The 12,941-nt window shown below is 66.2% G+C and carries 11 protein-coding genes and 2 pseudogenes; 6 read left to right on the top strand and 7 right to left on the bottom strand.

All coding sequences use genetic code 11. The features are described 5' to 3' along the window. Nucleotides 1-29: 29 nt before the first annotated feature. A pseudogene (locus tag ACH4S9_RS14465) lies at nt 30-271 on the top strand (integrase); the annotation flags it as partial. Nucleotides 272-427: 156 nt separating this feature from the next. Here the strand turns inward: ACH4S9_RS14465 and ACH4S9_RS14460 are convergent. Then, the gene (locus ACH4S9_RS14460) at nt 428-1,033 is read right to left on the bottom strand and encodes a lytic polysaccharide monooxygenase (RefSeq protein ID WP_352133434.1); all 606 of its coding nucleotides are present in this window, start codon (nt 1,031-1,033) and stop codon (nt 428-430) included. Between the two features lie 491 nt (nt 1,034-1,524). On the opposite strand from ACH4S9_RS14460, the gene ACH4S9_RS14455 reads away from it, so the two are divergent. After that, nucleotides 1,525-2,622 (top strand): integrase core domain-containing protein, encoded by a 1,098-nt coding sequence (locus ACH4S9_RS14455; protein WP_398372003.1) that lies wholly within the window; start codon nt 1,525-1,527, stop codon nt 2,620-2,622. A 168-nt stretch (nt 2,623-2,790) separates the two neighbouring features. Beyond that, a complete protein-coding gene (locus ACH4S9_RS14450; RefSeq protein WP_311729897.1) occupies nt 2,791-3,486 on the top strand; it encodes a class I SAM-dependent methyltransferase in 696 nt (231 codons plus the stop codon). Nucleotides 3,487-3,600: 114 nt separating this feature from the next. Here the strand turns inward: ACH4S9_RS14450 and ACH4S9_RS14445 are convergent, their stop codons facing one another. Next, on the bottom strand, nt 3,601-4,440 hold the full coding sequence (locus ACH4S9_RS14445; protein ID WP_311729896.1) for an NAD(P)H-binding protein: 840 nt from the start codon (nt 4,438-4,440) through the stop codon (nt 3,601-3,603). Nucleotides 4,441-4,531: 91 nt separating this feature from the next. Here ACH4S9_RS14445 and ACH4S9_RS14440 point away from each other — a divergent pair, with 91 nt between their 5' ends. Further along, nucleotides 4,532-4,903: a helix-turn-helix domain-containing protein gene (locus ACH4S9_RS14440; protein ID WP_311729895.1), complete on the top strand. Its 372-nt coding sequence runs from the start codon at nt 4,532-4,534 to the stop codon at nt 4,901-4,903. A gap of 327 nt (nt 4,904-5,230) precedes the next feature. Continuing rightward, nucleotides 5,231-6,316 (top strand): integrase core domain-containing protein, encoded by a 1,086-nt coding sequence (locus ACH4S9_RS14435; RefSeq protein ID WP_398372000.1) that lies wholly within the window; start codon nt 5,231-5,233, stop codon nt 6,314-6,316. Nucleotides 6,317-6,345: 29 nt separating this feature from the next. On the opposite strand, the pseudogene ACH4S9_RS14430 reads toward ACH4S9_RS14435, so the two are convergent. The 4 genes and pseudogenes from ACH4S9_RS14430 to ACH4S9_RS14415 form a co-directional block, all read right to left on the bottom strand. Next, a pseudogene (locus ACH4S9_RS14430) lies at nt 6,346-6,696 on the bottom strand (integrase); the annotation flags it as partial. A 213-nt stretch (nt 6,697-6,909) separates the two neighbouring features. Further along, on the bottom strand, nt 6,910-7,413 hold the full coding sequence (locus ACH4S9_RS14425) for an SUKH-4 family immunity protein (RefSeq protein WP_398371998.1): 504 nt from the start codon (nt 7,411-7,413) through the stop codon (nt 6,910-6,912). A 72-nt stretch (nt 7,414-7,485) separates the two neighbouring features. Beyond that, nucleotides 7,486-7,668: a nucleic acid/nucleotide deaminase domain-containing protein gene (locus ACH4S9_RS14420; protein ID WP_398372973.1), complete on the bottom strand. Its 183-nt coding sequence runs from the start codon at nt 7,666-7,668 to the stop codon at nt 7,486-7,488. Between the two features lie 42 nt (nt 7,669-7,710). Further along, nucleotides 7,711-8,796 (bottom strand): integrase core domain-containing protein, encoded by a 1,086-nt coding sequence (locus ACH4S9_RS14415; protein WP_398372971.1) that lies wholly within the window; start codon nt 8,794-8,796, stop codon nt 7,711-7,713. 1,060 nt (nt 8,797-9,856) lie between these two features. Here ACH4S9_RS14415 and ACH4S9_RS14410 point away from each other — a divergent pair. Next, nucleotides 9,857-11,317, top strand: a complete 1,461-nt coding sequence (locus ACH4S9_RS14410) for an aromatic amino acid lyase (RefSeq protein ID WP_398371996.1) — start codon at nt 9,857-9,859, stop codon at nt 11,315-11,317. Between the two features lie 120 nt (nt 11,318-11,437). On the opposite strand, the gene ACH4S9_RS14405 is transcribed toward ACH4S9_RS14410, so the two are convergent. Continuing rightward, nucleotides 11,438-12,940, bottom strand: a complete 1,503-nt coding sequence (locus tag ACH4S9_RS14405; protein WP_398371994.1) for a tripartite tricarboxylate transporter permease — start codon at nt 12,938-12,940, stop codon at nt 11,438-11,440. Nucleotide 12,941: the final 1 nt, after the last annotated feature.

The raw sequence follows: 12,941 nt of genomic DNA, 5'->3' as shown, positions 1-12,941 counted from the left end.
TCGACGATCCAGACAAGTCAGCCCTCGGCATACGACGGCGCCATGCCGCATCCTGCGTACCCAGGCGACGCGGACGCCCACGCACCATCCGATCGATACGCGCCCCGGTCCTGCGCTGGCCGGGGAGAACACCTCATGGGGATATCGACGGATCCGCGGCGAACTCGCAGCGCTGGGAATCAAGATCGCCGCCTCCACGGTCTGGGAGTCTCAATGGCCGTTGAGTGCTGGAGTCGTACGACGAGACGGTGGGGAGCCGGCTACCCTGCGACTGCCGTGCGATCGGGCGCGTTCACGCCAGGAGCGAAGGGAGCCCCGTCGGGGCAGGGTGACCACATGGGTCCCCTGCCCCGACGGAGCTCGGTCGGCCGGGCGGCGGGTTACCGGCGCCCGGCAGAGACCGGTGCCGCGTGCGGCGCTCCCCTGCTCAGCCGAAGTTCACGTCGCTGCACCACATGTAGGCCTGGTCGAGGTGCGAGGCCTGCCAGATCACGAACAGGATGTGGTGTCCGGTGTAGCCGGAGGTGCTGACGTTGAACGTGTAGTCCGTCGCCGGGCCGAAGCGGCCGGTCTGCGTGATGAAGTCGAGGTTGCCCCAGCCCAGGGTCTGGGTCTTGGGGTCGAAGCCCTGCTTGCTCACGTAGGCCGTGAAGTAGTCGGCACCGTGGGACGCCTGGTCGTGCACGTGGACCGAGAAGTTGTTGCCGACGGTGGTCGTCTTCCACTGCCCGGGCTTGTTCAGGCTGGCGTTCCTCGAGAGGTTGTTGCTGCAGAGCGTCCCGTCGGGGGTCTGCGACTGGAACTGGCCACCGAGGCCGTCGCGGAGCGCGCTCATCCAGTTCCACATGGTGTCGGGGTTGGCCTGGAAGGCCTGCCAACACATGGGGTCTTCGGTCTGCATGGCCGGGTTCATGTGGTCGTTACCCCACCTTTCCCAGCAGTGGTACGCGCGGGAGGCAGGGCCGACGACGGAGCCGTGAGCCTGGGCGGGGGCCGACCAGGTCAGTGCGCCGACAACCACGGCGAACAGCATGGCGAGCGCCTGGAGAGGCCGGCGGAGGGCCGACCGGGAACGCCCGGTTAATGGGCTCTGTTTGCGCATGTGGGGGGAACTCCTTCCAGTGGAAAGGCGCCATGGGAGCGCTCCCAACGTACGACTTCTGAGTGAGATGTCAATGAAACAAACGGAGTTGATTACAGGGGTGGGCAGCGAGCAGGGAATCTGCCGTGAGCCGGGAGTCACGGGGGCTTCGGCGACTTCGGTGGCATGACAGCCAGAACCCTGTGGAGCTCGGAAAGTCGTCGCAGCAGGTGACGTCAGGTATTCGGCCTCGGCTGAGAGCATGTCCGCGTGACCGTCTCACTGGTGTACAAGGTCGTGCGCAAGCTACTGTCCATCCTGTGCTTGCCGAGAATGTCATCCGCCCTGGTCGGAGGCCTGTATCGGGACCGGCGGTCGTCGGCCTCGCCGCCCGGGTAGGCGCTCTCGCGTAGTCGGTGGTTCACGCATCATGATGATCGACCGTGCTGCTGCGACTGGCCTACCTGGGCGTGACCAACGCGTTCGCGCTGCTGCGTCTGCTGCCGATGAGCGACCGGGACAAGGATGCGGGGATCCTGGCTCTCCGTCATCAGATCACGGTGCTCGAACGCCAACTCGGCGATGCCCGACTACGGTTCACTCCGAGCGATCGGGCGCTCCTGGCTGCGCTGCTGCACCGGATGCCGTTCCCCGCTCTGCGGCGTCTTCGACTGCTCGTACGTCCTGACACCGTGCTGCGCTGGCACCGCGACCTCGCAAGACGCCAGCATGCCGCCTCATCACGACCCAAGCGACCCGGTCGGCCTCGTACCGTGCGCTCCATCCGGATTCTCGTACTGCGCCTGGCGAGAGAGAATCCGAACTGGGGCTACAGGCGTCTGCACGGCGAACTGCTCGTGCTGGGAGTGAAAGTGGCCGCGTCGACCGTCTGGAAGATCCTCAAGGACGCCGGCGTCGACCCGGCGCCCGGCCGGAGCTCCAGCACGTGGGCCAGCTTCCTGCGCTCCCAAGCCGGCGCCCTCCTGGCCTGTGACTTCTTTGAGACGGTCACCCTGTCCGGCGCGCGGATGTACATATTCGCGGTGATCGAGCACAGCAGTCGCCGCATCCGGGTCCTGGGCGCCACCGCACACCCGACCACCTCCTGGGTAACCCAGGCTGCGAAGAACCTGGTCATGGATCTCGAGGACGTAGGCTGCCGGGCCCGGTTCATGATCAGGGACAGGGATGGGAAGTTCCCCGGACTGTTCGATGACGTCCTCAAAGACGCGGGGATCGAGGTCGTCCTCAGCGGCATCCAGATGCCGCGAATGAACTCGATCATGGAGAGGTGGGTGCAGACCGGCAGACACGAGCTCCTGGACCGGACCTTGATCTGGAACCAGCACCACCTCCTCCACGCCCTGCGAGAGTTCGAGGACTTCTACAACTCCCATCGACCGCACCAGGGCATCGCGAACGCCCGACCGCTACACCCACTGCCGACACCAATCGACGATCCGGACAAGCTAAGCCACCTCGACATACGACGCCACGACCGCCTTGGCGGCATCCTCCACGAATACAGACATGCCGCGTGACCTGCACGGACGAGGTATTCGGCAAGCGCAGGGTTCCCCGAGGGACCGGCGACAGCTGAAAACGAGCCGACCACAATCAGACCCACGTCGAGGCAGCCGTTGACCAGACGCACCCTCGGTTGCACAAAACCGGTCGCGGTTGGCAGCCACCAGCGCGATGCTGTCACGATGCCTGCAGAGACCGCTTACCACGACGAAGTCGGCGATTACTTCGCAAAGAACGCCGACACCAGCCCCTACAACGCGCACACCGACCGGCCTGCGATGCTCGCACTTGCAGGGGATGTTGCCGGGCTGAAGATTCTCGATGTCGGCTGCGGGGCCGGGCACTATGCGGCCGAACTCCTGGCGGGTGGTGCCGAGGTAGTCGGAATCGACGGCAGCGCAACTCTGCTGAGTCACGCGCGGGAGCGATTGGGCGACCGGGCCGAACTGCGCATGCACGACGCGGAGAAGCCGCTTGACTTCATCGACGACGCGTCGTTCGACGGAGTCATGTGCGCATTGATGCTCCACCACATCGCCGATCGGCCGCGTCTCCTCGGCGACCTACGACGCGTCCTGCGTCCCGGGGGATGGCTGCTGGTCTCGACGACCCACCCGACGGCTGACTGGCGGAAATTCGGTGGCTCGTACTACGCCGAGGACTGGGTTGACCTCCCGCTCGCCGGGGGGCCGTTGGCAGTCCACTACCAGCGCATGCCGCTGGAAACGTTCCTGAACGAGCTGCTGGTCGCCGGATTCATGCTTGAAAGACTCATCGAGCCTCGCCCGACGCCCGGCCTGCGAGAACTCGACGAAACGGCCTACAACAAGCTCCACCAGGCTCCGTGCTTCCTTGCTGTCAGGCTTCTGCGGCCCTGACAGCACGCAACCCCTGCCTCCCGGTGAACGCGCACAGTCACTGCCCCGTCTCCCAAGCGCTGAACTGGCGACACTTGAATACGCGAGTCCACCAGTAAGCGGTGCTGACCGGCCTCAGCGGAACGCGGCGACATTGCGGGCGGCCCAGTCGGCGAAGGGGCGCGGGGCGCGGCCGAGGACCCGCTGGACGTCCGGGCTGACGCGCACTTCGGCCGGGCTCGGGGAACCGAGGATGTCCAAGGTGTCGTTGGCGAGCTCCGCTGGCATGCTCTGGGTCATGGCGGCCTTGGCCTCGTCGCGGGTGAGCTCGTGAAACCTCACCGGTGAGCCCAGCGCGGCAGCGATGGCCTGCGCCTGCTGGCGCGGAGTGATCACCTCCGGGCCGGTTAGCTCGTAGACGCCGCCGGTGTGCCGGTCACCCAGCAGGCAGGCCGCCGCGACCGCGGCAATGTCCGCCGGGTCGATGATCGGCACCCCGATGTCGCCGAAGGGCGCGGCGACGACCTGTTGCGTGCGCACGGACTCGGCCCACCACAGGGCGTTGGAGGCGAAGCCGCCCGGCCGCAGGATGGCCCACTCCAGGCCGGACTTGCGCAGCGTGTCCTCGAGCGCGCGCATCGCGATCCGCGTCGGGCCGAAGGGCCGGGTCACCACGCCCAGCGTGGAGAGCAGGACGACCCGGCGGACCCCGCTGGCCGCTGCTTCGCCGATGATGTCCGCAGGGTTGGCTCCAGCGGAGTGCAGGTCGCCGGACAGCAGTAGGAACAGCGCCTTTGCCCCGGCCAGCGCGGGCCTGAGGCCGGCCGGATCGGCCAGGTCGGCCGCCACCTGGCGGACCCCGCCCGGCACCGCCGCCCTATGTCGTGAGACAGCCGTCACCTCCTGGCCCGCGTCGGCCAGCGCCTGCGTCAGCGGTCGGCCGATATTCCCGGTAGCCCCGGTCACCACGATCATGATCAGCTCCTTGTCGGATGTCGTCTGTGGCCACGACGCTAAGAGCGGGGCTAACTTTTGGTAAGGACATACCCCTGGGTAAGCTCATCACATGACGGAAAGCGCGCACCTCACCCAGACCGACCCGCAGAAGCGGTATGACGTGTTTCACACCGACTGCCCCGCGCGCGATGTTGTCGACCACGTGACCAGCCGGTGGGGCATCTGGGTTCTGATCTCCTTGCGGAGCAACGCCCTCCGGTTCTACGAGCTGCGTGAGAGCATCCAGGGCATCAGCGAGAAGATGCTCGCCCAGACCCTGCGCGCACTGGTCCAGGACGGCCTGGTCTGGCGGGAGGTCGAGCCGACGACGCCGCCCCAGGTCACCTACGGACTGACCGAGTTCGGCCAGGACGTCGGCGAACCGCTGACGGAGCTGTTCGGCCGGATCACACGTCGGCTACCGCCGCGCAGCGCGGAATAGCGTGGTAGTGGCTGGTGCACCACGCCAAGGCCCAGCCGGGACGCGCAGAAATGCCGCAGGACGTGCGGCGTCAACCTGTCCGTCCATCCCGGCAGATGAGCCTGGACCGCGTTGTCGAGCCTGTTGCGCAGGGCGTCGTCGCCGACCCGGCAGGCGGAGCCGTCGGTGTTCTTCCGCTCGCTCGGGAACAGCGGGGCGCCGGGGCGAGTGTGATCGTCGTCGAATTGGCCCCACACGTCCTCGATGAACCTGTGCCGTTCGGAAACTCATCGCTGCTGCTCGGAGCGGGTCTGGCGTTCCATCACGGTCTGCTGGAACCCTGTCCGGGTGATCGTCTCTCTGGTGTACCAGGTGGCTCGGAAGCTGCTCGCGTTCCCGGCGTTGCTGTTGCGTCGGGATGCGGCCAAGGATGCGGAACTGCTTGTGCTGCGACACGAGAACGCGGTGCTGCGCAGACAGCTCACGAGGCCTGTGCGGTACGAGCCGGCGGATCGGCTGTGGTTCGCGGCGCTGTCGTCGCTGATCCCCTGGTGCCGGTGGGCGAACGCGTTCCCGGTGACGCCCGCGACGCTGCTCGCATGGCACCGCAGGCTGATCGCTCGGAAATGGGACCACAGCAAGCGCCGGGCCAGGCCCGGGAGACCGCCGACCGCCCGTGTGGTGAAGGCGCTGATGCTACGGCTGGCCAAGGAGAATCCGCGGTGGGGCTGCCGACGGATCCAGGGCGAACTCATCCGGCTCGGACACCCGGTCGGCTCGACGACGGTCTGGGAGATCCTCACAGCGGCGGGCATCGATCCAGCCCCACGCCGGGGAGGCCCGACGTGGCGCGAGTTCCTGACCGCGCAAGCCGAGTCCATCATCGCCTGCGACTTCCTATACGTCGACCTGATCGACCTGCGCCGCGTGTACGCGCTGGTGTTCCTTGAGCACGACACACGCCGACTGCACATCGCCGGCGTGACAGCCCATCCCACCGGGCCCTGGGCGGTGCAACAGGCGAGAGACCTCGCCATCGAGCTGGGTGTGCGGGTGGAGTCGCTGCGCTTCCTGATTCGCGACCGGGACGCGAAGTACACCGAGTCCTTCGACGCAGTCTTCGCGGCCGATGACATCGAGGTCGTACCGACAGCGCCTCGAACGCCCCGGATGAACGCACACTGCGAACGGGTCATCGGAACCCTGCGGCGCGAGGTCCTCGACCACCTGCTCATATGGAACGAAACCCATGCCCGACAGATCCTCGACGCCTACGCCCAGCACTACAACCGTCATCGCCCACACCAAGCCCGGGCACAGCTCCCTCCCCTCGCCCACGAACACCCGAAGCCCATGAGCGCTCCGACTACTCACCGGCTCCGGCACACCCGAATACTCGGCGGCGTAATCAACGAGTACAGATACGCCACCTGACCAGCAGCGACGAGATTCCGAACGGCACAGTGGGCGGTAACGCCGGCGCGGTGAACGCGTCGGGTGCCGTGTTCTATGAAGATGTGTCGAGGTGCAGGAAGTCGGTGGCGATGATGCCGTGGGCCTGGGCGGAGAGGAACTGGCGCCAAGTGGGGCCGGAGCGTTGAGGGGCAGGGTCGATGCCGGCAGCGTTCAGGATCTCCCAGACGGCGCCAGCGAGCGCGAGGGACCAGGCGCGACAGCGCGGCCAGCCAGATCCGGTCGGCTGGCTCGTACCTGACCCGCGCGGTCTGACGGCACAGCACTGCATTCTCATGCCGGAGCGCCAACACCTCCGCGTCCTTGGCCACGCGTCTGCGCAGCACGACGGTGGGCACCATGACCAGGTTCCTGGCCAGCGCGGTGACGATCGACAGCGCCAACGAAGCATCGTCCCAGATGCTGTGCGGGCTCTGACGGAAAAGCTCGCAGGTCACGCCCAGAATCGTGATTCCGAGCGGGACAGGACCCGATACGCTTCTTCAAGGGAAGCCCTTCTTCCCTCGCAGCCAACACGACCCTCAGCAAGTCCTAGCGAGGCTAGGCTTCCATAATCAAGCCAAGTCCTCCGTTGCGAAGTCTCCTGTCGCAACGGACCACCTGACTTCAAACCAAAAGCTATCTTCGCGATATGCCTCGACATCGAGCCGACACACCAGTTCCTCCACTTTACCCGCCGCACACTCCCACTCATCATTGTCAGAATCCCTGGAATAGAACGGGAAGCATTCGATAAACCCTCGAATGCAGGAGGTGAAGCGTTCAAGCGACGTGTTAACGAGATTTACCGAGGCCAGATCTCTGCCCGCTTCCATGACTCGGCCGCTTCGCGGATCGAGGAGAATGCTACCGAACATTCCAGTCGAACCGAACTTCAAAAATTCTCCATGGTCTCCGATAGTAACACTTTCAAGGTATTCCGAGGCTCGGTACACCTCGCCCACAGAGCCCACTGGAACCTCCAAGGAAAATTGAACTGCAGGTTTCGGGGATCCCGGTGAGCCAGTCAATCGAACCAGGGAGAAAGTCGGCTTACCGTCGCCGCTTACATTCTGCATCGGCTTCCTTCGCGTCCAGACCCGACAGTCCGACGCTCGCATGCCATCGAGCGCCGATTGAACATCACAAAGCTAGGGAGAACTAAGTAGTTCACGTATCACAGATGCCAGATTTCTATTAGTCTGCGCGCGAATTGCCTCCGTCGTCGAGCGATCTGCGCCGTTCCATTTGTAGCTCCAAGAGACCTTCAGATCCTTCACCAGGCCAGCGCACTTGTTCGCGCAAGGCTCACGCTCAGTGTAGAGTTCCGCGATTTTTCTGTTTCCCTGTGCCGTTCGGAAACCCGTCGCCCCTGGTCAGGCGGCGTATCTGTACTCGTTGATCACGCCGCCGAGTATTCGGGTGCGCAGAACCCGGTGAGTGGACGGGCCGACCATGGACGTCGGGTGCTCCTGGGCGAGGGGAGGGAGCTGTCCGCGAGCCTGGTGTGGGCGATGACCGTTGTAATGCTGAGTGTAGGCATCGAGGACCTGCCGAGCGTGCGTCTCGTTCCAGATGAGGAGGTGGTCGAGGGCCTCGCGGCGCAGGGTGCCGATGACACGTTCGCAGTGCGCGTTCATCCGTGGGGTCCGCGGTGCGGTCCTCATGACCTGGATGTCGTCGGCTGCGAAGACCGCGTCGAAGGACTCGGTGTACTTCGCGTCCCGGTCGCGGAGCAAGAAACGCAGAGAGTTCAATCGAACCCCCAACTCGACGGCGAGGTTTCTCGCCTGCTGCGCCGTCCAGGGCCCGGTGGGATGGGCGGTCACTCCCGCGATGTGCAGCCGGCGTGTGCCGTGCTCGAGGAACACCAGCGCGTACACCCGGCGCAGATCGACCAGGTCGATGTGGACGAAGTCGCAGGCGATGATGGACTCGGCTTGCGCGGTCAGGAAATCGTGCCATGTCGGACGGCTGCGGCGTGGGGCTGGATCGATGCCCGCCGCGGTAAGGATCTGCCAGATCGTTGTCGAGCCGACCGGGTGTCCGAGCCGGACCAGTTCACCCTGAATTCGTCGACAGCCCCAACGCGGATTCTCCCTGGCGAGCCGCAGCACCAGAGCCTTCACCACACCCGCCGTCGAAGGTCTCCCGGGCCTGCGCCGACGCTTGCTGTAGTCCCACTTCCGGACGATCAGCTGGCGGTGCCACGCCAGCAGCGTCCCCGGCGTCACCGGGAACACCTGCGCCCACCGATGCCGGGGGATCAGCGAGGACAGCGCTACGAACCACAGCCGATCCGCATGCTCGTAGCGCACCGACCTCGTGAGCTGCCTGCGCAGCACCGCGTTCTCGTGCCGCAGCACAAGCAATTCCGCGTTCTTGGCTGTGTCCCGGCGCAGCAGCACCGCCGGGACCGCGAGCAGTTTCCGAGTCACCTGGTATACGAGCGAAACGATCACCCGGACAGGGTTCCAGCAGACTGTGATGACGCGCCAGACCACCCCCGAGCAGCAGCGATGAGTTTCCGAACGGCACAAGTTGCGCAGACGCACGACACTCGCGGCCACCCCCGACACCCCTTTGACGCCTTCGGCGTCTTCGGCGCCTTCCAGGTGTGGTTCGTAACCGCGGGCGGCCAGCATCTCCATGGCCTCCTCAAGACCGCCGCAGGGCGCCGCCGAGCCACGCAGGACCTCACCCCGGCGGCGCGCCGCCGCACACAGCCCGGCATCCAGCCCGGCCTGCTCGGCCGCCTCAGCGAGCAGCACGGCGGCAGTGCGGTAGTCGCGGGCGGGCAGCGACACCGACAGCTCCGCCCGCGCCCGCGTGTACACCTTGGCAGGACGGCCCGCCCCCGGCCCCGAGCGGCCCGACAGACGGCGGCTGCCGCTCTCCAGCAGCCCGACCTCGGCCAGCCTGTCCAGATGGTGCGCAGCGAGCGTGCGCGCAACCCCGGCCGCCTCGGCGGCCTCGTTGCGCCCGACCTCGCGGCCCTGCGCCGCCACGTACTCGTACAGGCGACGCCGCACCGGATCCTGCAGCGCCGCGATCGCGTCAATGTCCTCCACCCGGCCATTCTAGGAACAACACAGGTTGGAGACAGAACGGCGGACCCGACCCCGGCCAGTGTGCCCGACTCACGTGGCATCGCCCCTGAACCGCGGTCAGCCAGCGACAGCGCAGCAGCCTCCCGGCATGATCGGCTCGGTGGCCTCATCCACGAATACGAGCAGGTCGCATAGGGTGACACCGTTTCCGGCCCTCACACGGCTGGGAACCCCGGCTGACCTTGCGGCCACCGCCACCTGACGCACCACGCGGGTACGCCGCTACGGCCGCACCGACACCCTGCTGATGACCGATGCTGTTCTCAAGGTCGTCACCACCGGCGTTCTGATACCGCGGATTAACTCGCCCATGAAGCGCTGCACGAGTGCGAGTCCTGGACAAACGGGCGTCGCTTCACATTTCTCCATGTAGATTGAATGCACTGATTCCGGTAGCTTCTGAAGGGCTGTCATGCTGCTCGCTGTGGAGATATCTGGTAGCCAACTGACCATCGAGGATGTGGTGGCGGTGGCGCGTCACCACGCACCTGTCGAGTTGGGACCTTCGGTCGAGGAGCTGATGCGGTGCACGAGGCGAATCGTGGACGATTCCGTAAAGCGGGGCGACCGCGTTTACGGATTGACCACCAGTGTGGGCGCCAAGACCGGTCTTGAACTTCAGCATCGACATCTCGCGGAATTCAACCGTCGTATACTGCGGACGCACCATGTCGGCCATGGCCCGCTCGCGGGTGAGGACACCGTACGAGCCACCATGGTGATTCTGCTCAATGCCATGGCAAGCGGTTCCCCGGGGGTTCGGCCCGAGCTTGCTCGCGTTCTCGTCGATGCGCTCAACAGCCGTCGAACCGTCGCGGTGCACCTCCGGGGTTCCATGGGGCAAAGCGACATGTCATCGATGTCAGACCTGGCGCTGGGGCTGTTCGAGGACATGGATCTCATGCCGGGAGAGGGCCTGGCGCTGGTCAATTCCAGTGCGTTTTCCACAGCACTGGGCGCTCTGGCGCTCGCCGACCTGATCGCGCTTCTGGATTCGTTCACCTTGGTGAGCGCGCTGAGCATGGAGGGATATGCGGCCAACCCGTCGATCGTGACGGAGGCGGCGCTCACCTCGCGCCCGTTTTCCGGACTCCAGACACACGGTCGGCGCGTCCGGGCATATCTGGAGGGAAGCTATCTGTGGCAGCAGGGCGGACCGCGTCATCTGCAGGACCCGCTCTGCTTTCGCTCGATTCCTCTCATACACGGCGCCGCGGCAGACAGTCTTGCGCACGCCAGGGGGCAAGTCGCCATCGAGCTCAATGCGGCGCAATGTAATCCGGTGGTGTCGCAGCACGAGAACCGTCTGGTGGCGGCCGCCAATTTCGACATGGTGGCACTCACCATGGCGCTCGATTTCGCCAGACTGGCCTTCTCACCCGTGGTGACCAGTTCGACTGAGCGACTTGCGAAGATGACGGACTCATTCTGGTCGGGCCTTTCGGCCGGTCTTGTCGAAGAGGACGGGGTCGGCGCGACGGGTTTCAACGGAGTCGCTCTGTTCCATAAATCGATCACCTCTGAGGCGCGGCTGCTCACGGTTCCGCTTGTCGGTGAACTCTCCAGTTCCAGCCACTCGAACGGAAACATGGACTGGGCGAGCATGGCGGCACTCGGCGGACGGCGTGCCGCCGAACTGGTGGGGCTGTGCCGCTCGATAGCCGCGATGGAGCTCCTTGTCGCGGCACAAGCCGCAGAACTCCGTGGCCGCACCCCACTCGGTGCCGGCACCGGGGCGCTGTTCGAGCTGGTACGCGAGCGTGTGCCCTTCGCGCAGGCCGGTCATCCGCCGCCGCACATCGAGCCGCTGCTGGATTTCGTGACCACGGAACTCCCTCGTTTTGTCACCGAGGCCGCCGAAGCGCACGCATAGCCGACCAGGGCCGACGGCGACATGAAGATCCCTCCGCGCAGTCCGTATGAACTGCGCGGAGGGATCGTGTTCACTGTCTCCCGGCGCCGGCCACATGTCACCGGTCGTCCGGTGCCGCCTTCAGGAAGACGACACCGGTCGGCGCCGTAGCCTGCGCGCGACCATCGGGCCGACCAGGGCAACCGCTGCCAGGCAGAGGATCGCCGCAGAGAGCGGGCGGGTCAGGAGCACCGTCCAGTCCCCCTCGCTGAAGACCAGTGTGCGGCGGAACTGAGTCTCCGCCATCGGGCCCAGCACCGCTCCGAGGATCAGTGGGGCGACGGGATATCCGGTGCGCCGCATTCCAAAGCCCAGGACTCCGAAGAGCACCGCGATCCCGAGGTCGACCGCGTTCTGCGAGAGCGCGTACACGCCCAGTGCGGCGAAGACCAGGATGCCCGCGGTGAGCAGCGGACGGGGCAGCCGCAGGAGCTTCACCCACAGCGGGATCAGCGGCAGGTTGAGCAGGAGCAGCATGAAATTGCCGATGTAGAGGCTGGCGATCAGCGTCCAGACCAGCCCCGGCTGGGTGTCGAACAGTTGCGGGCCCGGCTGGACGTTGTACATCTGGAACGCGATCAGCAGCACGCCGGCCGTTGCGGAGGTGGGGATGCCCAGTGTCAGCAGCGGCATCAGCACCCCGGAGAACGCGGCGTTGTTGGCGGCCTCGGGACCGGCCACCCCCTCAATGGCGCCCTTGCCGAACTGCTTCTTGTGCCGGGACAGCCGCCGTTCGAGGTTGTAGCTGAGGAAAGTGGGGATCTCCGCACCGCCCGCGGGCAGCGCGCCGATCGGCAGGCCGATCGCCGTGCCCCGCAGCCATGGCTTCCAGGACCGCCGCCAGTCCTCGGGGCTCATACCGATCTTGCCGCCCAGCGGGAGCATCTCCTGCTCGGGCTCCCGCCGCATCCTGGCCGCGGTGTACAGGGCCTCCCCGATCGCGAAGAGGCCCACGGCGACGGCCACGATCTGGATCCCGTCGTACAGTTCCGGCACCCCGAAGGTGTAGCGCGCCTGACCGGTGAGGCTGTCGATGCCGACGAGCCCGATGGCAAGGCCGAGGAAGAGGCTGCACAGCCCGCGTGCCGGGGCGTCGGCGACGACCGCGGTGACCGTGGCGAAGGCCAGCACCATCACGGCGAAGTACTCGGCCGGCTGGATCTTCTCGGCGATCTGGGCCATGCCCGGGCCGATGAAGGTGATGGCGACGGTGGAGATGGTGCCGGCCACGAACGAGCCGATGGCGGCCGTCGCGAGCGCGGCCCCGGCCCGCCCGGATTTGGCCATCGGATGGCCCTCCAGGGTCGTGGGGACCGACGCCGTCTCCCCGGGCACGTTCAGCAGAATGGCCGTGGTGGAGCCTCCGTACATGCCGCCGTAGTAGATCCCGGCGAACAGCACCAGCGCTCCGGTGGGGTCGAAGACGAAGGTGAGCGGGAGCAGCAGCGCCACCGTGGTGGCGGGGCCCAGGCCGGGCAGCACGCCGACCAGCGAGCCGAGCGTGCAGCCCGCGAACGCCAGCAGCAGGTGCATCGGGCTGAACGCGTTGGCGAAACCGCCGCCGAGGTCGTTGAGCACACCCATG

It is taken from the genome of Streptomyces sp. NPDC021225, from assembly GCF_044332865.1.
In the GTDB taxonomy this organism is placed as follows: Bacteria; Actinomycetota; Actinomycetes; order Streptomycetales; family Streptomycetaceae; genus Streptomyces.
The sequence above is the reverse complement of the archived record's forward strand: the minus strand, read 5'-3'. Positions and strand labels throughout refer to the sequence as shown.

Excerpts from the sequence above, each read along its gene's own strand:
- ACH4S9_RS14425 (WP_398371998.1), bottom strand. The coding sequence starts at position 7,413 with ATGCAGAATGTAAGCGGCGACGGTAAGCCGACTTTCTCCCTGGTTCGA.
- ACH4S9_RS14410 (WP_398371996.1), top strand. The coding sequence starts at position 9,857 with ATGCTGCTCGCTGTGGAGATATCTGGTAGCCAACTGACCATCGAGGAT.
- ACH4S9_RS14405 (WP_398371994.1), bottom strand. The coding sequence starts at position 12,940 with ATGGGTGTGCTCAACGACCTCGGCGGCGGTTTCGCCAACGCGTTCAGC.
- ACH4S9_RS14460 (WP_352133434.1), bottom strand. The coding sequence starts at position 1,033 with ATGCTGTTCGCCGTGGTTGTCGGCGCACTGACCTGGTCGGCCCCCGCC.
- ACH4S9_RS14445 (WP_311729896.1), bottom strand. The coding sequence starts at position 4,440 with ATGATCGTGGTGACCGGGGCTACCGGGAATATCGGCCGACCGCTGACG.
- ACH4S9_RS14450 (WP_311729897.1), top strand. The coding sequence starts at position 2,791 with ATGCCTGCAGAGACCGCTTACCACGACGAAGTCGGCGATTACTTCGCA.
- ACH4S9_RS14440 (WP_311729895.1), top strand. The coding sequence starts at position 4,532 with ATGACGGAAAGCGCGCACCTCACCCAGACCGACCCGCAGAAGCGGTAT.